The following is a 23508-nucleotide window of genomic DNA, read 5'->3' as shown; positions in this document are numbered from 1 at the left end:
AGATATGTTAACAAAACGTACTAAATTTTATCAGCTCTTTTCAGAATATTTCCAGATTGCTCTCGGGATTATTCTCGCAAGTATAGGCCTCAAGGCGTTTTTATTACCTAATGGATTTTTAGATGGAGGCGTCACAGGTATTGCTATTTTATTGAATTCGCAATTTGATATTAACGTGTCATTACTACTTGTTGTATTCAGTATTCCTTTTTTAATTTTAGGGTATTATACAGTTTCCAAACGCATTGTAATAAAATCTATTTTAAGCATCTTAGGGTTAGCTCTTTTTATACACTTTGAAAATTTTCAAACTATTACAGAAGATAAATTACTAATCTCCATTTTTGGAGGACTTTTTGTTGGAGCTGGTATTGGGATTGCCATACGAAATGGATCTGTTTTAGATGGCTCAGAAATATTAGGCATATTTATTAACGATAGATTCGGAGTTAGCATAGGTAAAGTCATTTTAGTTTTTAATGTGATCTTATTTAGTGTTACTGCCTTTGTGATTTCTACAGAAATTGCGATGTACTCCATCCTTACCTATATCATTACCGCGAAAGTGACGGACTTGATTATTGAAGGATTTGAAGATTTTATTGGTGTTACTATTGTGTCAAAAGACTACGAAAAGATAAAGACTGCAATTATTACAGAACTTGGCGCTGGAATAACCGTTTACAAAGGACGTATAGGCTTTGGCAGTACGGGTGAAATTGAAGATTTTGATATTATTCACACCATTATTAATCGTATTGATATCAAGAAAATGTATCGCGTTATTTCTAATATTGATGACAGCGCTTTTATAGTAGAATTTGATGTCAACAATGTTAAGGGAGGCGTTTTAAGACACTACCTTAACAGGAAAAAAAACAAAAAACTAATAACGCATCCGTTAAAAAACTCATAAGCGTTTAGGTTACGATGTCGAGTAAAAACATCTCGTTAGCGTCAAAAATAACAAGGACTATTAATACTTTATATTTAAGAACTATGAAATACCATATTATAATAAATAGTGTAACCACTGTTGATGTCTTACAAAATACTTGGACGACTGAAGATTACATTCAATTATTGAATGCTTTTGGACTGGAGGACACTGGAAGTTCAAATCCTTCGGAATTATTAGAGCTCCTCTTTATGGCTATTTCAGATTTTGAACCCAATGAAGCTGCAGCATTAATTTTAGATTATAAACTAAGTGATCATTTAAATGAGAATCAAATTGAACAAATGTCTCACGATATGTTGTTGGATAAAATTTCCGAAGAATATGCAGATATATCCCTACATCATCAACTTTTTAATATTAATCAATTACTTCATAAAGCATATAATGGAACGTTTCCCAGTGCGAAAGCAACTCTTATAGAATTTGAAATAAGCCCCAATAAGGAGGTATCCAAAGAGGTGATTTTAAAAGTATTAGATAAGACCTTAGCAAGTAATAATGTTATAAAACGCCTATTCTCAAATCAATTAGCAGGTAAAGAATCTTTTGAGGAAGCAGAGGATATTATTTGGGATTTAAAAACTACTGGTCCGTCATCTTACATTTTAACGACATCTGAATATTGGATGAGTAGAGATGAATTTAAAGACGCCGAGTTTGATGCGACTGCTCAAGAATTTGAAGAGGACGACGAGGATTAATTTACCGTTTATTTTTAAGCATCTTTAAGTACATATATTCAACTTTTGTTCGTGCCCAAGGTGTCCGCCTTAAAAATTTGAGACTTGATTTTATAGATGGTCTATCATTAAAACATTTAATATTAATGATAGTACCCATATATTCCCAACCGTAATACGCTTCTAAATCGGTTAGGATTTGCTCTAATTTTATTCCGTGTAGCGGATTGTTTTTTTGAGTTTCCATTACAATTGCTCTACCATTTCTTTAATTTTTACTGCGCTCTCAAAATGATCTAATTGGTGTGTTTTAATCCACCAAGTAGCGACTTCCATCAATAATTCTGGAGTATCATTTTTGTTCTTAAAAAAAGCATATAACGAGAGGCCTACATTAGCCCCTTTTTGAGCAATTTTTTTATCACAAACGTCAATAATCTTTTGCTTTAAAATTGTTGTCATTCTCCAATTTTAGAGATTTCTTGTTGCGAAACGAAACCTACGATAACACATCTAATAGTTAGTTACGTCGTCTAGAGTTACTACTTCGACCAGAACTACTACTTCGATTAGAACTACTTCTGCTACCTCCAGAGTTACCACCTGAGTTTCTAGAACTAGAATTTCGGCTTTGGTTTCTATTCCCACCTCCTTGTCTACCTTGACCTTGTTTAATTGGCTCAGTAGATGCATTTGGATCTGGTTCAAAACCTTCAAGTATTTCAACTTCGATTTTCTCACCAATCAACTTTTCAATATCACGCAAAAATGTCGTTTCATCTGCACTTACTAATGAGATTGCTTTCCCGTTAGCTCCTGCTCTACCAGTTCTACCGATTCTATGCACGTAATCTTCAGAAATATTAGGCAACTCAAAATTAACAACATGTGGCAACAATGGAATATCCAAACCACGAGCTGCAATATCTGTAGCAACCAATACTTTCACACTTCCATTTTTAAAACCAGCAAGAGCTTTTGTTCGAGCACCCTGACTTTTATTACCATGAATTGCTGCCGCACTGATTCCTGAAGAAATAAGTTTCTTTGTTAACTTATTCGCACCATGTTTCGTTCTATTAAATACAAGCACTTGTTTCCACTTCCCTTCGGAAATGAGCTTAATTAGCAAATCAGGCTTTTTTGCTTTAGCAACACGATATACTTTTTGAGAAATAGCTTCTACGGTCGTATTTTCTGGAGTTGCTTCTACCTGTACAGGATTATTTAAAATTCCTTTGGCAAGCTTTTTAATGTCTTTTGAAAAGGTTGCAGAGAACATTAAATTTTGACGTTTTGCAGGCATGGCATTCATGACGCGCTCTATATCTCTTAGAAACCCCATGTCTAGCATACGATCTGCTTCATCTAATATAAAAACCTCAACACGTTTTAAAGATAGTAGATTTTGATTATGTAAATCTAATAGGCGGCCTGGCGTTGCCACCAATATATCAACACCACGACGAATCGCAGCTGCTTGTGGCTTTTGATTAACGCCACCAAAAATCACAGTACTTCTAATATCTAAAAACTCACTATAATCTCTAACACTCTCATGTACTTGAGCTGCAAGCTCACGCGTTGGTGTTAAGATTAATGCACGTATTGGTCTAAATTTTTCCTTTGGATTCTCAGATAAATAATGTAATAATGGTAAGGTAAAACCTGCGGTTTTACCTGTTCCTGTTTGAGCCGAAGCCAATACATCTCGCCCATCCATTACTAGAGGAATTGCTTTTTCTTGAATTGGACTTGGAGTTGTGTATCCTTTTTTACTAATAGCTTTAAGTAAAGGCTCAGATAGGCCTAAAGATTTAAATGACATATATATATTTTGGTCAAATTAGTGTTTAAATGACCTACTGTGTATTAAGCGTCATTTTTTGTTGTTCGCAAAGGTAATACTAATAAATTTGGTAAGTAGATTAAAGTTTGGCTTCTCGTGAAAATTAGCGAACTTTGAAAACATGTGGCTTTTCATTCTCATAACAGCTGATCTCTTAACACGTCCTTATAAATAAAAAACGGAATACGATTATATTATAGTAGGAAGTGGCTTTGGAGGCTCGGTTAGCGCCTTAAGATTATCAAAAAAAGGATATAAAGTTTTAGTTGTTGAGAAACGATATTTAATAAAACTACTTCTGTTTCTTAAACTCAAAAACTTAACAAAAGGATGCGTAGTTCAACTTACAGCGCATCAGTATAATTACTAAATACTAAAATTTCTGCAGCTACAAAATCAGTATAAGTAATCGCATTTCGCATATCTTGATTAAAATCTAGAATTCAAAGTTGTACACATTTCCGAAGAACATATAAAATAAAAAATGAGCCTGCACACGAAGTACAAGGCCCATTTAAACTCAAATGTAATATAAAAATACCAAAGGAAAGTTTAAAAATAAGCCTACCCTTTAGCTAGCAAATTCATTTTAAAAATTGAAAGTTAATCTACTAAAGATACGTGTACCATCTATACCAAACTGTGTTGTTTGCCATGGGTATTTGAATCTTCCAACAAAATCAAGGTTACGATCACTAGGTACGCCACCTGTAGACGAATAAGCATCTGCAAATGTGTCTGGATATATGTTAAAGAGATTGTTTGCTCCTATCGTGAAATTAAGCTTATCTGTAAATTCATAAGAGAAACTTAAATCTGTAAGTGTCTTTCCTCCATAAGTTGCGTCATTAATAGGATCTGATGGATGTCTATACGTCACTTTTCCGTAGTTTAAAAACGAAAGATTGGTGGAGAAACGTTCTAAAGCATAGTTTACTGTAGCGACGATCTTTTGTCTAGGTCTCCATGTTTCAACACGTGAGATATCTTCTCTTGAAAACAAAGCATCTCCCAAGTCATTTTGATCAATAAAATCAGGAAAGTTTAATTCACTCACCTCCGTCTTATTAAAGTTAGCTGCAACACTACCTCCTAAGACACCCCTACCAAGCTTTATATTATCGTATGTAAATACGATATCTATCCCTTGTGTACGCGTATTGATTGCATTTAAGAAAAAACCTGCGGCACCAACATTCACGCTACTCAAAGTTTGATCAATGGGATTACTAGGATCTCCTGTAGGTGTTACCTGTCCAGACAATACGATGCGATTATCTACATCAATTTGATACGCATCAATAGTAATTCCCATATGTTTGTTAATACGGTAGGTCGCACCTAAACCGATATTAAAAGCGGTCTCAGCATCAAGTTCAGGAATCCCTAAAGCGCGTAATGCAGGATCAGAATTATTTAAAATTCCGTTTTGCTGAATCCCGTTTTCTGTAAGTGTCGTAGTAACTGCAGTATAAAATAACTGGTGTAGAGATGGTGCTCTAAACCCACTACTCAATGACCCTCTGATACTTAATTTATTATCTAAAAGCTTATAACGAGAGCTTAACTTCCAGCTTACTTGTGTTCCAAAATCGCTATAATCCTCAAAACGAAGGGCGCCACCTATTAAGAAACTTTCTGTAAGATCTGCTGTGACATCTGCATAAATACCTAAATTACTTCGGTAGTCATCTGAAGCGTTTTCTGGTTTAAAACCACCAAAAGATTCAGAGCCCGTTCGATCTGTAGGATCGTCAGGAGTACCATCTGCATAAGAGGCAACCTCACCTGCTTCGGTCACAAAACGCTCAGTTCTGTGCTCAGCACCAAAGGCTACAGTTAATGCATTGATTCCTGCATCTTCAAATGTACGTACCACATCTAGATTATTTACGACGTGGCTAAACTGATGCGCACCATTGTAAAAGTCTGATGGACTAGAAGCTCCATATGACTGGTTGAATGAATTAGTGATGTAATAATCGATTCGGTTTTTACCCATTGTAGAACTCAAGTCGAAGTTCCATTCGTTATAAACAGTTTTTAATCCTAATGAAAACGTATTATCAACAATTTGTGGAGACATTTCTGCTAAGAAAAATTCTTGTCCTGGATAAATTTGCTCAAAACCGGAGACCCAATATGGCACTCGTGCAAACTGTGGAGCAGAACCACTACGATTGGTAAGGGTACCAAAAGAGTATATTTCAGTTTGTGATTCTTCATCAAGCGTATATCCCATATTATATGAAAAGTTAGTAATCTTCATATCGGGTAAACCAACTTGAAATCCTGCACTAGGATTTCGGTCTAAAAACCCTTCTAAATCGGTAGTATTAAAATCACTTGTATCTGTAACACCCCAATAATCTGCCTCATCCTGCACACTACTAACTGTACCTGCTCGTTGCGATCTTTTTTGGTCAAAATAATTAAATGTAAAATTAGCATAACCTTTTTCAGTAATATCCATTCCAAAACCTGCTTCAAGCTGATATTGCTCACCATCACCTTCTGTAGTGGTGCTAAAACTCGTGTTTATAAAAGGATCTGATTTTTTCTTGAGTACAAGATTAATAACACCTGCGATAGCGTCAGAACCATACTGCGCTGCTGCACCATCTCTCAAGACCTCAACACGCTCTAAGGCGGCTGTTGGTACAGATTTCATATCAACACCTACTTCTCCTCGTCCTGGAGTCACATAACTATACACTAAAGCACTCGCATTTTTACGTTTTCCGTTGACAAGAACCAAAGTTCTAGAAGGTAATAAACCTCTTAGATCTGCTGGACTAAAATGTGCTGCTGCATCAGAGATAGGCTGTTGTGTTGAGTTGTATGAAGGCACTTTAAACATTAACTGCTGGTCAAGAACGCCTCGACCTGTTAGAGCTAAATCTGCAGTACTTAAGTTATCAACTGGCACAGGAGAGTCCATCGCTGTTCTGGGCTTACCTCTACTTCCAACTACCACTACAGCATCAAGCTGTCCTGCATCTTCTTGTAGCTGTATGGTAACCTCAGATTTTCCTGTCACATCAACTTCTGTGCTTTTAAAACCTATGTAAGACACAACAAGAATAGTACTTCCCTCTGGAACATCAATAGTAAATTCTCCATCGAAATTAGTTTGCGCTCCTACAGTAGTTCCTTTTACCAAAATATTTGCACCAGGAAGTGGTACGCCAGCAATATCTGTAACAGTCCCTTTAAGCACCTGTTGAATTGCCATATTTGTAGGCTTCATCACTACCTTAGGAGTAAGCACTACTTGTTTTTCATTAATAGTATAGTCTATAGGTAGTTTTGCAGAGATCTTTTTGAGCACCTGCTCTAAAGTTTCCTTTTTTGCAACGATACTAAGGTTCATTTGATCCTGAACCTCGTTTACGTTGTAGAAAAAACTATACCCAGTTTGTTCTTTGATTTCATCAAGAACTAACTTTAAAGATGTGTTCTTCATGTCGAGCTGAATCTCGTTTTGCGAAAACACATTATTTGCTGAAACCTGCATAGCTAGAAGCAGTAAAAAGGCAAAACTCAACCGCATCTTAAAACTGATGGGATTTGAGCTTCCCTTAAAGGAATCAAATAACTGTTTAATTAAATTTGTCATGATTTTTTGGTTTTTGTTAGACATTAATAATTAGTTAAAAAGCAAGATTTTGCGCCGAACACGTCCCGCTTTATTTATTGGTAATCGTGATTATTTTATTGTTTATACTATAATTAAATGGCGTGCTTATAGCCATCGTTTGAAGAATCTCTTCTACAGATTCGTTTTTGAATGCTCCCCTAAACATCTCATTATCTAAATTTTTGGCTTTATTGATAATCGTAATATCATCCCTGCGCTCTAGCCTTCTTAAGATTTCTTTAAATCTTAAATTGTTTATGATTAATTTGCCTTCCATCCATGCTGTATAAATTGTAACCTCCACAATCTCTTTAGTCATACTTTTTAACTGAATATTGTAGCGCAATTGTTCGTTAGGTACTAAAACAGTTTTTATTTCTGGAACCAAATCAGTACAAACTGATACAGATCCCTCTACTAGTGTTGTGGCAACAGCATCGTTTGCCTCGTAAGCAGAGACATTAAATTTAGTTCCCAAAACTTTTACATCGAGTTCCCCTGCGTTTACTATAAATGGAAGTGTTTTATCTTTTGCTATTTCAAAAAAAGCTTCTCCAACTAAGAATACAGAACGTGTTTTTTTAGATGATATGAATTGCTGCGGAAATTTAAAGTACGTACCTGAATTTAACCAAACTACAGAACCATCAGAAAGTTCTAGTTTGAGTTTTTTGCCATTAGGAATAGTAATCTCATTATAAACTAATTCCGTAACGGAAGAACTCGACTTTTCAAATCGGAGTGTGGCGTCTTTCTTGCTAGCCACCAAATTACCTTGAGCATCTGTAATACCGACTTCTTCGTCTTCGTCGAGAATTTGAATTGTGCCGTCCGCTAGCTTGATTACAATTGCGTCAACGTCCTGAGAAGACTCTGCAGTAACAATTGAATTCTCGATTTTCACTCCTGAATCCAAAATTAAGGCTCTGCTTATGAAGCCCAAAGCACAGATACCTATAAAAACAGCAGCATATCTATAAATTATATTTAGTCTGCGTACTTTAGAAGCAGAACGCTTTTGAGAGATGCTATGGTTAAAACGCTCTAAAGCGACTTTGGTATCAAAATCAAATTCAGACCGTGCGTCACAGGCTATGATTTCTTTTTCAAATAGATTCCTATTTTCATCAGACTCCTGTACCCAGGTTTTTAAACGCTCTTGTTCATCAGGAGAAATCGATTCTTCTAGATATTTTTTAATCAGGTTTTTCATTTCAATAATTCGTAAAGTTTTGCACGCTTCTCTGATAAATAGATGCATACTTTTCAAAAAACCCCTACTTATTTATCATTTATTAATAATTTAATTATACATTGAACAATGATCAATGAGTCAAAACTTCTTGAACGCCTGAGTAAAAACGACGCTTCCGCCTACAAATTATTATTTGACACCTATTATATCTGGCTCTGTAATTATGTTTGTAGTTTATGCAATGATCCCGAACTTGCGGAAGATCTTGCGCAAGAAACCATGATAAAATTTTGGGAAAAGCGTAAAAAAATTATCGTAAAAATATCTTTAAAAAATTATCTCTTTAGAACCTGTCACAATGAATTTTTACAACACATTCGTAAAAAAAAGATTAAAGTAGACTTTTTAGACCAAGTTCGTTGGGATGCTTTGACAGCAGTTTATGAAGAAGAAAAAACACCTGAATCTAACCGAATCGAAATTCTAAATAAGCTTATTGACCAACTACCTCCTCGATGTAAAGAGGTTTTCATCCTTAACAAACTGGAGCGTCGAAAATATAAAGAGATTGCTAATGATTTAGGGATTTCAATAAAGACTGTAGAAAATCATATGTCTAAAGCTCTCAGCTTTTTAAGAGAACACGCGACATCTTTTATGCTTTAAATTTAATTGATTATCTCAGAATGTATAAAACCCTAAGCACGATTTACAGTCTACCTTTATACATTACTTTCCCATCTTAAATTCCAAAAACTTTACAAAAGGATTCGTATCCTTGTTTTTAGCAGCATGAAGACTACTGCTTACAACTAAAATACCTGCAGCAGTAAAGGCAGTATATGCAATCGTAGTTTGAATATCGTGATTTGCTACTCCAATCGCAATCAAAGCCCAGGCACCTACGAGTGCAAATTCACGCATGTTACGTTTCCAAGTAATTATAAGGTTTAGTAGTGTAGCGATAACTATCATAATGAGGGTCCAAGTTATTGGAGAAATCCCAAAACCATCCCAACCTATTTTTACTAAATAAGCCGAGACGTTTGCAATACTCGCCACAGTGACCCAACCACTGTAAATGACAAATGGCCACCATAAAAATGCTATAATAGATATTGGTGCATCCCATAATTCCATGCGATTATTCCACACTATTTTAAGCAATGAGTACAAGAGTAAGAAAATAAAAAAGCATGATAAGCCTGTATATCCATAAACCCAACTCACGACCCAACAACTATTTGCGATACATGACAATATAAACCACCAACCTACCCGAATCACAAAATCATCATCACGAACTTTAACAAACAAACTTCTACCTTGATAGATACCAAAACCTAGAAGTAGAAGATATATAATTCCCCAAATAGAAAATGCATAACCTGCAGGCGTTAATAACGTTCGTAATCCACCTGAAATTTCACCAATAGTAGTGTCATTCATAAAACCCGTATTGGATAGATAATTCATAAAAATAGTGGCTATTAAGGCAACTCCATTACTTATTTGTAGTATTTTTTTCATATTTATTTTTCACAAAAGTGGAACTCTATTTTACTAATTTTTACAAAAATGAGAAACTGTTGGTTATTACTGAATTTGATGTACTGATAATTTAACTCAACAAATAACTCTTTACTTGTTATACAATTTACAATTTCTGCGCGGGAATAACCACTCATCTCACCTACTCCACCTCAAAATCAAAAAACGTTTCTGGAAATGGTTCCCAGCGCAAAGTAAAATGCCACCACTCTTTAGGATAATTTCTAAAGTTATGTTTCAGCATTATATTTTGTAATAATTGTCTGTTAGCTAATTGTATTTTTGTAAGATCTGGATAATCTACCCACGATTCTTTTCCGAAGAAATCATACGGACTACCCATATCTATCGGCTCGTTTGTGTTTCCATCAATAATGGTGAGATCTAATGTGCTTCCACGACTATGACCAGAACGTGACGCGATATAACCATCTCTAAATAGGTGACGTTTATTCACCTTTGGATAAAATTCTCGTTTTTGTAATGTATCATTTAAGTCATTTGCCCATCGTGAAAAATGGTTCACAGCTCGCTGAGGACGATAGCCATCATAAACCATCAAACATAAATTTTGATCTTGTAAGTCATTTTGAACTTTTTTTAAAGCCTCTGCAGATTGCTTTGTCAATATCAATCTATTGCCTTTATAACCGGCAATAGTATCACCTACAAAATTATGTGTCGAAAAATAGCGTAACTGCACATTCAAGTCTGGAATAATGTCCTTCACATAAACAAACCCGTCTGGTAGCCTTTTTTGCTCTTGCAGAGAAAATACAAAGGTAATAATTACACTTACCAGCAGTAATATTTTGTGAATCTTCATGATATAGCTAAATTAGTGGCTGGTCGAAAACATAACAACATTAAATTTATTTCTTTTTGATGCCCTTTCAATTTATTTTTAATCTGACGCTAAGCTATCAACTCATGAAAAGGCATCAAAAACAATTTAAATTATAAAAAGAATCTGTTTAACATCAGACACTAAATTAGATAAAAATTACGCGATGGACTTATTTTCCGCAGAAAAAAAGCATTTTAATCTACCAAATGCCGAATTACTTTATATCGAAAACTTTTATAATGCGACAAACGCAGAGTACTATTTTGACATTCTGAAAAAGACTGTAAACTGGCAACAAGATGACATTACCCTCTTCGGCAAAACCTACAAGCAGCCAAGGCTCACTTCATTGTATGCTAATAATAGTAAGCCTTACAGCTACTCAAATATTACAATGCAACCTACTATTTTCACTTCGGAATTGCAGCAGATTAAATCAGATATCGAACAAGAGGTTGAGCATCAATTCACGTCTGTTTTACTCAATTTGTATCGCAATGGAAACGATAGTAATGGATGGCATGCCGACAATGAGAAAGCGTTAGGGAAAAATCCTGTAATTGCCTCGCTAAGTTTTGGCGAAACAAGACCATTTCATTTTAAACATCGTCACATAAAAGACGAACGACACAAAATAAATCTCAATCATGGGAGTTTATTATTGATGCGTGGAGAAATGCAGCACTATTGGCTACATCAAATTGCTAAGACAAAAAAGACCATTGGAGAGCGCATCAACCTCACCTTTAGAACGATACTATAATTATAAAATATTATGAACTGAGTTAGTTGAAATGTAGAAATCATCAAATTATTACAGAATAGTAGATACGAAAAAACCAAGGTCCCTCAACCTTGGTTCTTCTTAATTTGCTTTTTATATGTGGTAGATTTAGGGTCTCTAATTCATAACACATGCAAATATTAATTAATTAATCCATTGAACTAAAAACTAAATTCTAGTACACTTCAAATATATAACTCTATTTGGATGTACAAGTCAAAATACACTATTAATCGATGAAATACACTTAATTTTAACATATATAGATGAAATAGTCTATTTTATCGATTAAATACATATTTTTAAATTTAAATTTTAAGGAAATTATGATACTAAAAAATCAAAAAACCTGTTTTAAATTTGATTAACTTTGAAATATCTACATTGAAGCCTAGCAAAAAAAACATGAAACGAGTATGTTACATACAAAGGGCGTGTCATCGTTAAAAATCAGAAATACAACACATGAATTATTGTTTAAACCTTTTATTAATTTGTTTCAGTTTCACTACAAACAGTCAAGAACTGAGTTATAGCACTCAAGATATTGCAATCAACAACCTCATCGATGGCACACTGTTAACTCCAAATGATGGAGACAAACCTAGGCTCGCCGTTATTATCGCTGATTCTGGACCAACAGATAGAGATGGAAACCAGAATTTTTTAAGAAACAACTCTCTTAAAAAGCTTGCTGAAGCTTTAACTAATAAGGGTATTGCAACTTTTAGATATGATAAACGTATTGTAAAACAAATTAGAAAAAATAATGTAGATCCTAATATTAAGTTTGATGACTTTGTGACTGATGCTATTTCTGTAGTTGATTATTTTAAAAAAGACAATACGTACTCTAGTATTTATGTGATTGGACATAGTCAAGGCAGTTTAATTGGTATGCTTGCTGCAAAAGACAGAGCAGATGGGTTTATCTCACTTGCGGGTTCAGGACAATCTATAGATAAAGTCATCACAGAACAAATTGGCGCTATGGATCCCTCGCTTCTTGAGGCCACAAAAAAAGCGTTTGAAAGCTTAAAATCTGGAAAAACAACAACAGATTATCCTCCTCCACTTGCTCCTGTATTTAGAGCAGATGTGCAACCCTTTATTATGAATTGGATGCAGTATAATCCACAAGAGGTTATTAAGTCTTTAGATATTCCTGTTCTTATTATAAATGGAACAAACGATCTTCAAGTTTCTGTTGATGAAGCACAATTACTTAAAGTTGCTTCAAAAGATTCTGAAATTAATATCATTGAGAAAATGAACCATGTTCTTTTCATAATTGAAGGGAATCAATTAGTCAATTCAAAAAGCTACAATGAGTCGTCTCGTAAAATTTCGGAAAAACTCATTTCTATAATCTCTAGTTTTATCCTGAAATAGAGGTAACAACAACCTATTCAAATAAAAAACGCATCTCAAAAGAGATGCGTTTTTATTAACTAACCAACCAAATGTAAATGTTACTCCGTTATGCGAGGTAATCACTCCTCTTCTAAGATCATCATAATCACTTACAATTTATTTAAAGCAAATGGCGTGCCAAACTTCATTTGTGTCATATAAATTTTTGATGTATATTTGATATCAAAATAATATCATATTGAATTATTTAACTAAAATATAAAACCAATGAAAGAAGAAAAAATCATCGTTCCAGCAAATGGATACCTTATGCTCTTTGTAGTCCTTATTTTATTCTTCGGAAGCATTGTTGTAATGATCTATTTAAAAAACCCAATTTTTCTCCTATCTATACTCTTTGCTATCTTTATAGCCCCTGGATTTATAATGGTACAACCTAATGCGTCTCGCGTATTGCTTCTCTTTGGTAAATATATTGGCACAGTAAAACTGAATGGTTTCTATTGGGTAAATCCATTTTATACAAAAAAGAAAATCTCGCTACGTGCCAGGAACTTTGATAGTGAGCGTTTAAAAGTAAATGACAAGCTTGGCAATCCTATTATGATCAGTACGATTTTAGTTTGGCGAGTTCAAGACACCTATAAAGCGGCATTTGATGTAGACGTTTATGAAAACTTTGTTAGAGTTCAAACTGATGCTGCTGTACGTAAGCTCGCGAGTATGTATCCTTATGACAATTTTGCAGATGAAGGAGTTGATGAAGACATCACATTACGATCTAGTGTTAACGAAGTAAGTACTGCCCTAGAAAAAGAAATTGATGAACGTCTATCTATTGCAGGTATTGAAGTACTCGAAGCTCGTATTGGATATCTTGCTTATGCTCAAGAAATAGCAAACGCCATGTTGAAACGCCAACAAGCTACTGCAATAGTTGCTGCAAGACACAAAATTGTAGAAGGCGCTGTAAGCATGGTAGAAATGGCAATTGAAGCACTTGAAAAAAAGCAAATTATTGAATTAGATGGAGATCGTAAAGCTGCCATGGTTAGCAATTTAATGGTGATTCTTTGTGGAGATAAAGAGGCATCACCAGTTTTGAATACAGGTACTTTAAATCATTAAAATGAATACAAAACAAACCTATAGTATTGCCATGGGTGTCGCACTAGGCATAAGTATTGGAACGACTGTTGGAGCTGTCATTGGTGATGTTGCCATGGGAATTGTTTATGGTTCTGGAATAGGAACTATAATAGGCGTCATACTAGCTTTAGTGATTTTTAGAGACGATGAATCCAAGAACGAATAATTCTGAAAATATGAAAAGCAACAGAACGAGTTTCTGAAATTGAAACCTTTGTAAAAAAATAAAATGGCCAAGAAAAAAGCATTTGCCTTACGTATCAATGAAGATATGCTCAAAGCAATCGAGAAGTGGGCTTCTGACGAGTTTAGAAGTACTAACGGACAGATGGAATGGATGCTCATGCAATATCTCAAAGAACAAAAAAGGCAACCAATGCCTAAAAAACCCAATAATAACAACGAAAGCGACTCTTAATTGAATCGCTTTTTTTATGCAGTTTAATTTTGGTATTTTGCAACACAATTAATATATCAATATGGACACGACGCCTCTTTTCACAAATGACACCATCGTTTTTGGTCTCTTAATGCTCTCATTGGGTTTTGTATTTTTTACAGAATCTATCAAAACAGGATTTTGGTCAAAATTCTATAAAATAGTTCCCGGACTTTTTATGGCGTATATGGTTCCTGCGATACTAACAACTGTAGGTTTAATCTCTCCAGAATGGACATCCGTTTCAGAGGCTGGTATAGAAACCGAAGGCCGTTCCAGTTTATATTACGTTGCAAGTCGATACCTATTGCCGGCAGCTTTGGTTTTAATGACTCTAAGTATTGATTTGCGAGCAGTATTCAATTTGGGTTGGAAAGCGCTCGTTATGTTTTTCACAGGGACAATAGGTATTGTCATAGGCGGACCAATTGCCATATTAATAATTGCCTATTTTTCTCCAAGTACAGTTGGAGGTATTGGTCCAGATGCGGTATGGAGAGGATTATCAACCTTAGCTGGAAGCTGGATTGGTGGTGGCGCCAACCAAACAGCCATGCTTGAAATTTATGAATACAACCAAGCAAAATATGGCGCTATGGTTTTTGTAGATATTGTTGTTGCCAATATTTGGATGGCTATTATTTTAATTGGTATTGGAAAACGTGACCGCATCAATAGATGGTTAAAAGCAGATACATCATCTATTGAAGAATTAAAAGAAAAGGTCTCTACTTTTTCTGAAAAAGTAAAACGAAACCCATCACTTACAGATATAATGATTATCGGCGCTATTGCATTTGGTGCTGTTGGCACAGCACATTTATGTGCTGGATATTTAGCACCCTTCTTTGATAAGCTAGTTGCTGGCATAGAATCACCAACCACACGTAATATTTTTACTTTTTTAGGATCTTCTTTCTTTTGGATGATTAGCATTTCTACATTAATTGCAATTGTACTTTCTTTCACAAAAGCTAAAAATTACGAAGGCGCAGGTGCTAGTAAATTTGGAAGTGTATTTATCTATATTCTAGTTGCTTCCATTGGTATGAAAATGGACTTAACCTTAATTTTTGATAATATGGGACTAATAGCAATTGGTGTTATCTGGATGACTATCCATGCTCTCATGCTTATTGGAGTCGCAAAACTAATCAAAGCACCTTACTTTTTCTTAGCTGTAGGGAGTCAAGCTAATGTTGGTGGAGCAGCTTCTGCACCCATAGTAGCATCAGCATTTCACCCCTCTTTGGCTACTGTTGGAGTACTACTTGCTGTTTTTGGTTATGCTATTGGTACCATTGCTGCCATAGGTTGTACAATTTTAATGGAATTGGCAGCTGTGAGTTAGTATTTCAAAGATTTTTATAAGATATTTACGCACATTAAAAACTCACAAAATGAAGCAGATTATTGTCCTATTAATAACACTTTTATTTTTTTCCTGCGGAAATGGACCAACTCAAGATTTTACACTTAAAGGTTATGTCAAAGGCCTAAAAAAAGGAACCGTATACCTCCAGCGACAGAATGATACGCTTATGGAAACCATCGATTCATTAGAAGTCAATGGGAGCCCAAACTTTGAATTACATGCTGCACTCTCAGAACCTGAAATGCTGTTCTTAAAATTAGACAAAAACGATAATGATGAAGGAACAGTCGTGTTTTTTGCAGATAAAGGGGTTACTGAAATTAATTCGACATTAAAAAACTTTAATTACGACGCTACTGTAAAAGGTTCTAAACAACATGAAACATTAGAAGAGTACTTACTTATGATGTCAAAATTTAGCGATAAGAATTTAGAACTTATTCAAGAAAGCTTAGAAGCGAGTAAAGCTAACGACACTACTGTTTCATTTGAAGACAATTATAACAAACTTATTAAACGTAAGTATTTATACACAATTAACTTTGCTGTAAATCATCCAGATAGCGAAGTCTCTCCTTATTTAGCTATAAGTGAAGTCCCGAATACAAGTGTAAAGTTTTTAGAAGAAATTTATAATGCTTTAAGTGACAAAGTCAAAGCATCAAAATACGGCGTACAACTTAAAGACATGATTGAAGAACGCAAAGCAGAATAATTTTATTCTTCTATTCTTAAAGACAGACAAAAAACTCTAAACTTCACGTTTAGGATTTTTTATTTATTACCACTATAAAACAAAAAAGTCTCCATCATAAAGATCAAGACTTTTAAATAAAATAGAGCCGATGGAGGGACTCGAACCCACGACCTGCTGATTACAAATCAGCTGCTCTAGCCAGCTGAGCTACATCGGCTTTTAAGCGTTGGCAAATATAATATTGCTATTGTAATTTCCAAACACTCTTTGAATAAATTAAGCTAATTTATTCAATTTCTCGATTAGCGCTCTTCCTTGTGTTTCAAGATCGCTATTAATCGCTTTAAAATGTGCCTTTTTATTTTCTGCACTTCTATCATTTACTCTTGCAATTAACCCATCAAAAGTCTCAATTGCTTCGTCAATAATAGCTTCACTTTTCTTAGTGTCTTTATCTGTGTTTGTATATTCCCAAACATAAACTGCTTCAATAATATCACCTAAAACAAAATTTATGTCTTTTTTAAGGTCTCTAATATTTGCCATAATCTTAATCTTATATTAATTTGAGACAAAATTAAACATAAACTTCTAAAAGTCTCACATTAGGAGAAGTTATTTTATACGTTTCTATAGTTGCTGGAAGTAATACTGTTTCTCCTTTTTTAATTAACTCTGTACCTGTTTCGGTTTCAATCATTGCTTCTCCTTCAACACAGATATAGATAAAGAACGAATCCTTAGTGTTTTGTTTTAAAATAGGCTTTGTAATGTGCAAAAAATTAGTCGTAAAATATGGACAGCTTACCATACCATTTGATGTGTTTTCTTCTATTTTATATTGTACTCTAAAGTTGTCTGGCATATTAAAATCAAAGGCATCAATAGCTAAATCATTATGCAACTCTCTCTCGTTGCCCTCATCATCAACACGATCCCAATCATAAACTCTATACGTAATGTCACTTGTTTGCTGTATTTCAGTAAGCATAACCCCTGCTCCAATAGCATGCAATCGACCAACTTCTATAAAATAAGTATCTCCTGTTTTTATCTTATCAAAATTAAGAATTTTGGTAAGCGTTTTATCCTCGAGATGTCTAAGATACTTTTCTGGTGTCATTTCCTGATTGAATCCAACAATCAAATTAGCATCATCATCAGCTTGCATAACGTACCACATTTCTGTCTTTCCGAAGGAATCATGGCGCTCAGCTGCTAACTCATCATTTGGATGCAATTGAATAGACAAGTCTTTTTTAGCATCAATAAATTTTATAAGTAAAGGAAATTTATTTCCGAAGATATTATAATTTTTTTTTCCTATTAAATCTGATTTATAGGTTTCTAAGAGCTCTTTAAGTGATTGGTTTTTTAAGTTCCCGTTAGCAACAATAGAGGTATCTCCTTCCACATCACTTATCTCCCAACTCTCACCAATATTTGGCAAGTTAGACCTTTTATTAAGTAAGGCTTTCAACTTCTGCCCTCCCCAAATTTTATCTTTTAATATCGGTTCAAACTTTAGTGGATAGAGCATTTCTTTCATTCTCCAGAATAACTTACAAAATTTCGAGGTGTTTCATAAAGTGTTACTTCCATATCCAAATCTGCATTTAATTTAGATTTAAGTTTGTTATAAATGACGACCACAATATTCTCTGCTGTTGGATTAAGGTCCTTAAAATCTGGAACATCAACATTAAGGTTTTTATGATCAAAAGCATCTTCAACTTCAGATTTGATAAGATCCTTTAATATTTTTACATCCATGACGTATCCCGTTTCTGGATCTATTTCTCCTGTAACACTTACGATAAGGTCGTAATTATGACCATGATAGTTTGGATTATTACATTTCCCGAAAATTTCATCGTTTTTCTCAAAACTCCAATCTTTGCGATATAGGCGATGTGCTGAATTAAAATGTGCTTTTCTACTTACGGTAACTCTCATTATTTCGTGATGTTTATATGTTCATAAAACTTATCAAAAATGATTTTAAACCATTCTGTATAGAGTTCTGGGTTTAATTCTATATCGATTTTAACAGCTTCTAAAGTCATCCATTTCCATGCTTCAACTTCTTCTGGATTAATGCTTGGCTCGCTATTAAAATGCCCTACCATGACATGGTCAAATTCGTGTTCTGTTAAGCCATTATCAAAGGGCGCTTTATAAATGAATGATATGGTCTCTTTTAAATCAACGGCGAAACCCATTTCTTCCATTAATCGACGTTTTCCTGCCTGCAAATTACTTTCACCAACTCTTTGATGACTGCAGCATGTATTGGTCCACAATAGTGGTGAATGGTATTTGTGTTTAGCCCGTTGCTGCACCATCAATTCATTTTGATCATTAAATATAAATATGGAAAATGCACGATGCAATAAGGCCTTCTCATGAGCTTCTAATTTAGGCATAGTACCTATTTGCTCATCTTTATCGTTAACTAGAATTACTTGTTCTTCAATCATAGTTTACAAAAATAACAACTATATTTCATAAAACCATCACGAATAAAAAAAGCTGCCTTAAGAAAGGCAGCTTTTAACTATTATTTAAGATAAATTGTTACCTATCATTCAGGACACTTCTTCCCATTAAGGCTTGTAATTATAAATTCACTACGCCTGTTAAGTTGGTGTTCTGCTTCACTACAAGCAGAATCATTTGTTGGTTCACAACCACAATCATTCACTAATCGTGACTCTCCATAACCTTTAGCTGTCAAACGAACTGCTGTAATACCATTATCAATTAAATATTGCCGTGTTGATTTTGCTCTATTCTCAGATAAGCGTTCATTATAGGCAGCTGTTGCTCTACAATCTGTATGACTACGAATATCAATTGTCATTGTTGGGTATTTATTTAACACTGCCAATACTTTTTGTAACTCTAACTCCGCATCTCTTCTTATATTGAATTTATCGAAATCAAAGTATATGATTGGGATATCTAAAATCTTAGCTAAATCTGCACAGGGCTCTAATTCTATTTCGTCTTTAACTAACACTGACTTCAACTCCAGTTTTTGTCGTTTATTAGGTGTTGTAAATCGTTGTTCTACCGTAGCATAAGTATCTGCTTCAATTCTTATGAGATACTCTTTTTCACACGCTAACTTTTCAAACTTATAGACTCCATCTGCACCAACTATTTGTTGGTTAAGCGCATTAATATCGGCATCCAACAGGGTAACCTTAGCTCCTACAATTGGGGCTTCTGTTTCTCGGTCTCTCACAACACCTTCTACAGTTTGCTCACATTCTGGCACTGTAAAACTATAAATATCATCATCTCCTTTTCCACCATCTCTATTTGATGTAAAAAAACCTTCTTTGGTACCTAAATTCTCATAGTAACCAAAATCGTCCATAGGACTGTTAATTGGTCGTCCAATATTCTCTAATGCCATTGGCTGTTTTAGTTCTCTTTTATTTTCAAAATCTCTAACGACAAAAACATCTAGTCCTCCTAATCCATTAAATCCATTAGATGAGAAATACAAGTCACCCTCCGAATTGATAAAAGGGAACGTCTCTTGACCTTCTGTGTTTACTGATGGTCCTAAATTTATAGGATCTCCTAATGAACCATCTTCTTTGATGTCTACTTCAAAAATATCTGACATTCCTAAAGTACCTAACATGTCTGACGCAAAATACATTTTAGTTCCTTGAACATTAATTGTTGGGTGTGCGGTACTATAAGCATCACTATTAAAATGAATAGATTCAACGTCATCCCAGTGGTTATTATCATTTAATGTTGCTTTAAAAATTTTCAACCGATTTGTACCATCTTCATCCTTTTTATATTTTTTATTGAAATAGTTATTTCGTGTAAAATACATCACTTTGTCATCTGGTGTAAATGCTACAGTAGATTCATGGTATTTTGTATTTATATTTGAATCTAAATTCTCAACATTTCCATACGTACCATTCTCTTGTTTTTCTGCGGAAAACAAATCTAAAAAGGGTTGCTCGTTCCATCCGTAGTTCTTTCCGCCTCCACGTGAGGATGCAAAAATTAATTGGTTTTGGTATTGCGTGGTTCCAAAATCGGAAACATCAGTATTCAGATCTAAGTTATTAACTTCAAAAGCTCTACTCACCTCATCAATCAGTGCTAGGTAATCTACGGTTGAACTAAATGCGCGTCCTCGTAAATCACTACGATCTGAATCTGCGAATTTTTTCATCCATTTATCAGACTCCGTATAATTTTCTACAGATTTCAATGCTTGTGCATATCTAAAGTAGTATTCAGAATCAATATTTTCGTTTATTGTCATTAGTTCTCCATACCACTTGGCGGCCTCTTCCATTTGATTGTTGAAGTAAAAGGAGTTGGCCAATTTCTGAAGTAAATCAACGGAGGTATATCCTTTCTCTGCAACTTCCAATAGGATCTCACTGGTCTTTAAATACGCTAGATTATCATACTCTTTTGTTGCTTGTCGTATTTTTCCTTTTTGTGCATAACCTGATGAGAAAACTAAACTTAACGCCAGGATATATATAATTTTATGTGTTTTCATAATCTTTTTTTTAGAAGAATCTTGGTGATAATATTCTACCTACTTTTTGTAACTCAAAGCGTAACATGATCTCATGTGAACCGCTGTTATAGTTGTTTAGATTTGTTGTGGTCGCGTCATATGAATAACCAATATACAATCCATCTGTCACTTGAAATCCGGCTAGTCCACTTACGGAATCATCCCATCGCCACGCCACACCTAGCGTGAACTTATCATTGAATAAAAAGTTTGCTGATACATCTGCTATAATTGGTGCACCTGCTATTGCTTTCACCAATGCCGCAGGTTTAAACTTCGTTTTGGCACTTAAGTCAAACACGTAACCTGCTATCAGATAGTAGTTCATGCGTTCTTTTGCAATAGACACTTGATTATCATCAAAATGTTCTGTCCTCAAAAAATTAGGGGCAGACAAACCTACATACCATTTGCGGTTATGAAGATATAAACCAGCTCCTATAGTTGGAGAAAAAACACTTAGATTATCTGCAAAAGTTGGATCACCGAGTTGTTGAATCACACCTTCACTCCAATCTGAAGTTAAGCTATGTAAACCTGCTTTTAATCCAAATGATAATTTTGTGTTGTTATCACTAACCGGAATTGTATAGGAAAAATTAGCGTCAATATAATATTCATTTACAGGACCTAATGCGTCATTAACAATAGATAAACCTAAGCCTATTCTGTCATTTCTAAGTGGTGCATGAATACCTAATGTTTGGGTTTGTGGCGCTCCATCTATTCCCACCCATTGTGTACGATGTAATCCTGTGACACTTAGCACCTCTCGTTGACCAGCATAGGCTGGATTTACACTCATGGTATTATACATGTACTGCGTATACTGCGGGTCTTGCTGCGCAAAACTACTTGTATTAACAGTTAATGCTACAAACACTAACAGTATTAATCCTTTTAACAATGATGTTTTCTGTATCATTTTAATATCGTTTTTAATCTTGCCTTATTAATACTATCTGTTTATGTATAACCAACCTACTCGAGGCTCTGAACCATTCCCTAAGTCTATAACGTAGTAATATGTACCTACTGGTAATTTATCACCTTCACCTAAGACTGCTCGTCCGTTTGAAGTGCCGTCAAAGTCATTTCTATATCCTTTAGTTTCATAAACTATATTACCCCATCTATTATAAATCTCTATAGAGTTATCAGGATAATTCTCGATACAATCTATTACAAATACATCATTTACGCCATCACCATTAGGAGAAAACTCATTATAGATTGTTAAACATATGGGGTCCACACCAGCTGAATCGGTATTGTTATCCTCATTTTGATCATCTCCACCTACAAAGTATGAAATAGAAGCAGTATTTAGATAGTCACCAAATCCTAAAACTTCTACAGTGATTGCTAAAACTTGAACTTGTCCTGGATTTAATTGACCAACAACCCATTCTCCCGTAGACTCGAAATAAGTATCTGGATTTGTACCCGTTGTAGCAGCATAAGAAACAAATGTATATCCACTCGGTATAAACTCTTCAACAGTTACTCCTGTAGCAGTAACAAAACCTTCGTTTGAAACTGTTATTGTAAATGTTACGTTATCTCCAATTAATGGTTGAGTTATATCCACTTCTTTAATAACTGATAATTCGAAAACTGTCTCTGTAAATGTATCTGTTGAATCATCGTCAGTATTGCCATCTGTATCGTCACCATCGTCACTGATATCTGTAACTGTATCACCTTCTGGATCGTCTCCAATTGCTACTACACTATTACTAACACCTCCAACATCTACATCATCTTGCGTAATTATGTAAGTAGCTATATACGTCGCTATTTCACCTGCTAATAAAGTTCCTTCTATACTACCTTGATCTGCACTATCATATGTTGGACCGGTTGTTAAGGTTAACACATTTCCGTCTATATCAGTAAATACATCAATTATAATCACATTATTTAAAGTAACATTCCCTGTGTTTTTTATTGTAATAGAATAATTAATTACGTCATCTACACCAATTACACCATCTCCATTATCTGTGATTGTGGCACTCTTCTCTGCTAGGATACTTGGATCTTTTGAAATTACCGTATCTGTTGGGTCATCTGGATCTCCATCATTATCTGGATCGACATTATCTGTATCATTTGGATCATCACTAACATCGGTAACATTAGTACCATCTGGACTATCTCCATCTGCCAATACTGTATTACTAACACCTCCTGCATCTACATCATCTTGTGTGATGACATATGTTGCTAAGTACGTTACAGTCTCATTAACTAATAGTGTCCCCTCTGTACTTCCTGCATCTGAGCTATCAAATATTGGTCCTGCTGTTAAGGCTAATATGTTTCCATCAAGGTCTGTTAGTGTATCTGCGATACCTACATTGTTTAATGTTACATTTCCTGTATTCTCTA

The 23508-nt window shown here is 34.7% G+C and carries 24 protein-coding genes, 1 tRNA gene and 1 pseudogene; 11 read left to right on the top strand and 15 right to left on the bottom strand.

Going from position 1 to position 23508, the window contains the following annotated elements; translation table 11 throughout:
• Positions 1 to 4: 4 nt before the first annotated feature.
• Both H593_RS18770 and H593_RS0108730 read left to right on the top strand, forming a co-directional pair.
• Positions 5 to 916, top strand: coding sequence for a YitT family protein (locus H593_RS18770; RefSeq protein WP_037051897.1), 912 nt, complete (start codon positions 5 to 7; stop codon positions 914 to 916).
• A gap of 83 nt (positions 917 to 999) precedes the next feature.
• On the top strand, positions 1000 to 1662 hold the full coding sequence (locus H593_RS0108730; RefSeq protein ID WP_028872107.1) for a hypothetical protein: 663 nt from the start codon (positions 1000 to 1002) through the stop codon (positions 1660 to 1662).
• Between the two features lies 1 nt (position 1663).
• Here H593_RS0108730 and H593_RS0108725 read toward each other — a convergent pair whose 3' ends face one another.
• Genes H593_RS0108725 through H593_RS0108715 form a run of 3 tightly spaced genes read right to left on the bottom strand, consistent with a single transcriptional unit; the run spans position 1664 to position 3469 of the window.
• On the bottom strand, positions 1664 to 1888 hold the full coding sequence (locus H593_RS0108725) for a VF530 family protein (protein WP_028872106.1): 225 nt from the start codon (positions 1886 to 1888) through the stop codon (positions 1664 to 1666).
• The gene (locus tag H593_RS0108720) at positions 1888 to 2103 is read right to left on the bottom strand and encodes a DUF6500 family protein (RefSeq protein ID WP_028872105.1); all 216 of its coding nucleotides are present in this window, start codon (positions 2101 to 2103) and stop codon (positions 1888 to 1890) included. Before H593_RS0108720 ends, H593_RS0108725 begins: the two co-directional genes overlap by 1 nt.
• Positions 2104 to 2161: 58 nt before the next feature.
• Positions 2162 to 3469 (bottom strand): DEAD/DEAH box helicase, encoded by a 1308-nt coding sequence (locus H593_RS0108715; protein WP_028872104.1) that lies wholly within the window; start codon positions 3467 to 3469, stop codon positions 2162 to 2164.
• A gap of 214 nt (positions 3470 to 3683) precedes the next feature.
• On the opposite strand from H593_RS0108715, the pseudogene H593_RS21510 reads away from it, so the two are divergent.
• Positions 3684 to 3767, top strand: a pseudogene (locus H593_RS21510) (NAD(P)-binding protein); the annotation flags it as partial.
• 312 nt (positions 3768 to 4079) lie between these two features.
• On the opposite strand, the gene H593_RS0108710 reads toward H593_RS21510, so the two are convergent.
• Both H593_RS0108710 and H593_RS19980 read right to left on the bottom strand, forming a co-directional pair.
• Positions 4080 to 7109, bottom strand: coding sequence for a TonB-dependent receptor (locus tag H593_RS0108710; RefSeq protein ID WP_245585026.1), 3030 nt, complete (start codon positions 7107 to 7109; stop codon positions 4080 to 4082).
• A 70-nt stretch (positions 7110 to 7179) separates the two neighbouring features.
• Entirely contained in the window at positions 7180 to 8343 is a 1164-nt protein-coding gene (locus tag H593_RS19980; protein WP_169338355.1) for a FecR family protein, read from the bottom strand.
• Positions 8344 to 8451: 108 nt separating this feature from the next.
• Between H593_RS19980 and H593_RS0108700 the strand changes: the two genes are divergently transcribed.
• On the top strand, positions 8452 to 8991 hold the full coding sequence (locus tag H593_RS0108700; RefSeq protein ID WP_037051895.1) for an RNA polymerase sigma factor: 540 nt from the start codon (positions 8452 to 8454) through the stop codon (positions 8989 to 8991).
• Positions 8992 to 9054: 63 nt separating this feature from the next.
• Here H593_RS0108700 and H593_RS0108695 read toward each other — a convergent pair whose 3' ends face one another.
• Positions 9055 to 9855: a hypothetical protein gene (locus tag H593_RS0108695; protein ID WP_028872101.1), complete on the bottom strand. Its 801-nt coding sequence runs from the start codon at positions 9853 to 9855 to the stop codon at positions 9055 to 9057.
• Positions 9856 to 10018: 163 nt separating this feature from the next.
• Positions 10019 to 10702 carry a M15 family metallopeptidase gene (locus H593_RS0108690; protein WP_028872100.1) on the bottom strand — a complete coding sequence of 228 codons (684 nt, stop codon included), beginning with the start codon at positions 10700 to 10702 and terminating at the stop codon, positions 10019 to 10021.
• 184 nt (positions 10703 to 10886) lie between these two features.
• On the opposite strand from H593_RS0108690, the gene H593_RS0108685 reads away from it, so the two are divergent.
• The 7 genes from H593_RS0108685 to H593_RS0108655 all read left to right on the top strand — a co-directional run bounded on the left by H593_RS0108685 (position 10887) and on the right by H593_RS0108655 (position 16559).
• Positions 10887 to 11486 carry an alpha-ketoglutarate-dependent dioxygenase AlkB family protein gene (locus tag H593_RS0108685; RefSeq protein ID WP_028872099.1) on the top strand — a complete coding sequence of 200 codons (600 nt, stop codon included), beginning with the start codon at positions 10887 to 10889 and terminating at the stop codon, positions 11484 to 11486.
• 486 nt (positions 11487 to 11972) lie between these two features.
• Entirely contained in the window at positions 11973 to 12899 is a 927-nt protein-coding gene (locus tag H593_RS0108680; protein ID WP_028872098.1) for an alpha/beta hydrolase, read from the top strand.
• A gap of 249 nt (positions 12900 to 13148) precedes the next feature.
• A complete protein-coding gene (locus H593_RS0108675) occupies positions 13149 to 14009 on the top strand; it encodes an SPFH domain-containing protein (protein ID WP_028872097.1) in 861 nt (286 codons plus the stop codon).
• A gap of 1 nt (position 14010) precedes the next feature.
• Positions 14011 to 14196: a hypothetical protein gene (locus H593_RS0108670; RefSeq protein WP_028872096.1), complete on the top strand. Its 186-nt coding sequence runs from the start codon at positions 14011 to 14013 to the stop codon at positions 14194 to 14196.
• Positions 14197 to 14259: 63 nt separating this feature from the next.
• Positions 14260 to 14448: a type II toxin-antitoxin system antitoxin gene (locus tag H593_RS0108665; RefSeq protein WP_028872095.1), complete on the top strand. Its 189-nt coding sequence runs from the start codon at positions 14260 to 14262 to the stop codon at positions 14446 to 14448.
• Positions 14449 to 14509: 61 nt separating this feature from the next.
• Positions 14510 to 15820 carry a DUF819 family protein gene (locus tag H593_RS0108660; protein ID WP_028872094.1) on the top strand — a complete coding sequence of 437 codons (1311 nt, stop codon included), beginning with the start codon at positions 14510 to 14512 and terminating at the stop codon, positions 15818 to 15820.
• A gap of 49 nt (positions 15821 to 15869) precedes the next feature.
• On the top strand, positions 15870 to 16559 hold the full coding sequence (locus tag H593_RS0108655; RefSeq protein ID WP_028872093.1) for a DUF4369 domain-containing protein: 690 nt from the start codon (positions 15870 to 15872) through the stop codon (positions 16557 to 16559).
• Between the two features lie 125 nt (positions 16560 to 16684).
• On the opposite strand, the gene H593_RS0108650 is transcribed toward H593_RS0108655, so the two are convergent.
• From H593_RS0108650 to H593_RS0108615, 8 genes are all read right to left on the bottom strand, one after another.
• Positions 16685 to 16758, bottom strand: a tRNA-Thr gene (locus H593_RS0108650).
• A gap of 59 nt (positions 16759 to 16817) precedes the next feature.
• Entirely contained in the window at positions 16818 to 17087 is a 270-nt protein-coding gene (locus H593_RS0108645) for a hypothetical protein (RefSeq protein WP_028872092.1), read from the bottom strand.
• Positions 17088 to 17118: 31 nt separating this feature from the next.
• Positions 17119 to 18090 (bottom strand): type I phosphomannose isomerase catalytic subunit, encoded by a 972-nt coding sequence (locus H593_RS0108640; RefSeq protein ID WP_028872091.1) that lies wholly within the window; start codon positions 18088 to 18090, stop codon positions 17119 to 17121.
• Complete coding sequence (locus tag H593_RS0108635; protein ID WP_028872090.1) at positions 18087 to 18497, bottom strand: 6-pyruvoyl trahydropterin synthase family protein; 411 nt, start codon at positions 18495 to 18497, stop codon at positions 18087 to 18089. The genes H593_RS0108640 and H593_RS0108635 overlap by 4 nt, the downstream gene beginning before the upstream one ends.
• Positions 18497 to 19021 carry an isopentenyl-diphosphate Delta-isomerase gene (gene idi, locus H593_RS0108630; RefSeq protein ID WP_028872089.1) on the bottom strand — a complete coding sequence of 175 codons (525 nt, stop codon included), beginning with the start codon at positions 19019 to 19021 and terminating at the stop codon, positions 18497 to 18499. Before idi ends, H593_RS0108635 begins: the two co-directional genes overlap by 1 nt.
• A gap of 104 nt (positions 19022 to 19125) precedes the next feature.
• Positions 19126 to 21093, bottom strand: coding sequence for an OmpA family protein (locus H593_RS0108625; protein ID WP_028872088.1), 1968 nt, complete (start codon positions 21091 to 21093; stop codon positions 19126 to 19128).
• A 10-nt stretch (positions 21094 to 21103) separates the two neighbouring features.
• Positions 21104 to 22039 (bottom strand): PorP/SprF family type IX secretion system membrane protein, encoded by a 936-nt coding sequence (locus tag H593_RS0108620; RefSeq protein WP_028872087.1) that lies wholly within the window; start codon positions 22037 to 22039, stop codon positions 21104 to 21106.
• A gap of 33 nt (positions 22040 to 22072) precedes the next feature.
• A partial coding sequence (locus tag H593_RS0108615) for a T9SS C-terminal target domain-containing protein (RefSeq protein ID WP_028872086.1) occupies positions 22073 to 23508 on the bottom strand: 1436 nt, incomplete at its 5' end.

The sequence above is a fragment of the Psychroserpens burtonensis DSM 12212 genome (genome assembly GCF_000425305.1).
GTDB classification, from domain to species: Bacteria; Bacteroidota; Bacteroidia; order Flavobacteriales; family Flavobacteriaceae; genus Psychroserpens; species Psychroserpens burtonensis.
The sequence above is the reverse complement of the archived record's forward strand: the minus strand, read 5'-3'. Positions and strand labels throughout refer to the sequence as shown.

Excerpts from the sequence above, each read along its gene's own strand:
- H593_RS0108635 (WP_028872090.1), bottom strand. The coding sequence starts at position 18,497 with ATGAGAGTTACCGTAAGTAGAAAAGCACATTTTAATTCAGCACATCGC.
- H593_RS0108690 (WP_028872100.1), bottom strand. The coding sequence starts at position 10,702 with ATGAAGATTCACAAAATATTACTGCTGGTAAGTGTAATTATTACCTTT.
- H593_RS0108670 (WP_028872096.1), top strand. The coding sequence starts at position 14,011 with ATGAATACAAAACAAACCTATAGTATTGCCATGGGTGTCGCACTAGGC.
- H593_RS0108625 (WP_028872088.1), bottom strand. The coding sequence starts at position 21,093 with ATGAAAACACATAAAATTATATATATCCTGGCGTTAAGTTTAGTTTTC.
- H593_RS0108620 (WP_028872087.1), bottom strand. The coding sequence starts at position 22,039 with ATGATACAGAAAACATCATTGTTAAAAGGATTAATACTGTTAGTGTTT.
- idi (WP_028872089.1), bottom strand. The coding sequence starts at position 19,021 with ATGATTGAAGAACAAGTAATTCTAGTTAACGATAAAGATGAGCAAATA.
- H593_RS0108660 (WP_028872094.1), top strand. The coding sequence starts at position 14,510 with ATGGACACGACGCCTCTTTTCACAAATGACACCATCGTTTTTGGTCTC.
- H593_RS0108645 (WP_028872092.1), bottom strand. The coding sequence starts at position 17,087 with ATGGCAAATATTAGAGACCTTAAAAAAGACATAAATTTTGTTTTAGGT.
- H593_RS0108685 (WP_028872099.1), top strand. The coding sequence starts at position 10,887 with ATGGACTTATTTTCCGCAGAAAAAAAGCATTTTAATCTACCAAATGCC.
- H593_RS0108665 (WP_028872095.1), top strand. The coding sequence starts at position 14,260 with ATGGCCAAGAAAAAAGCATTTGCCTTACGTATCAATGAAGATATGCTC.
- H593_RS0108730 (WP_028872107.1), top strand. The coding sequence starts at position 1,000 with ATGAAATACCATATTATAATAAATAGTGTAACCACTGTTGATGTCTTA.
- H593_RS0108640 (WP_028872091.1), bottom strand. The coding sequence starts at position 18,090 with ATGAAAGAAATGCTCTATCCACTAAAGTTTGAACCGATATTAAAAGAT.
- H593_RS0108695 (WP_028872101.1), bottom strand. The coding sequence starts at position 9,855 with ATGAAAAAAATACTACAAATAAGTAATGGAGTTGCCTTAATAGCCACT.
- H593_RS0108655 (WP_028872093.1), top strand. The coding sequence starts at position 15,870 with ATGAAGCAGATTATTGTCCTATTAATAACACTTTTATTTTTTTCCTGC.
- H593_RS0108725 (WP_028872106.1), bottom strand. The coding sequence starts at position 1,888 with ATGGAAACTCAAAAAAACAATCCGCTACACGGAATAAAATTAGAGCAA.
- H593_RS0108675 (WP_028872097.1), top strand. The coding sequence starts at position 13,149 with ATGAAAGAAGAAAAAATCATCGTTCCAGCAAATGGATACCTTATGCTC.
- H593_RS0108720 (WP_028872105.1), bottom strand. The coding sequence starts at position 2,103 with ATGACAACAATTTTAAAGCAAAAGATTATTGACGTTTGTGATAAAAAA.
- H593_RS19980 (WP_169338355.1), bottom strand. The coding sequence starts at position 8,343 with ATGAAAAACCTGATTAAAAAATATCTAGAAGAATCGATTTCTCCTGAT.
- H593_RS0108680 (WP_028872098.1), top strand. The coding sequence starts at position 11,973 with ATGAATTATTGTTTAAACCTTTTATTAATTTGTTTCAGTTTCACTACA.
- H593_RS0108715 (WP_028872104.1), bottom strand. The coding sequence starts at position 3,469 with ATGTCATTTAAATCTTTAGGCCTATCTGAGCCTTTACTTAAAGCTATT.
- H593_RS18770 (WP_037051897.1), top strand. The coding sequence starts at position 5 with ATGTTAACAAAACGTACTAAATTTTATCAGCTCTTTTCAGAATATTTC.
- H593_RS0108700 (WP_037051895.1), top strand. The coding sequence starts at position 8,452 with ATGATCAATGAGTCAAAACTTCTTGAACGCCTGAGTAAAAACGACGCT.
- H593_RS0108710 (WP_245585026.1), bottom strand. The coding sequence starts at position 7,109 with ATGACAAATTTAATTAAACAGTTATTTGATTCCTTTAAGGGAAGCTCA.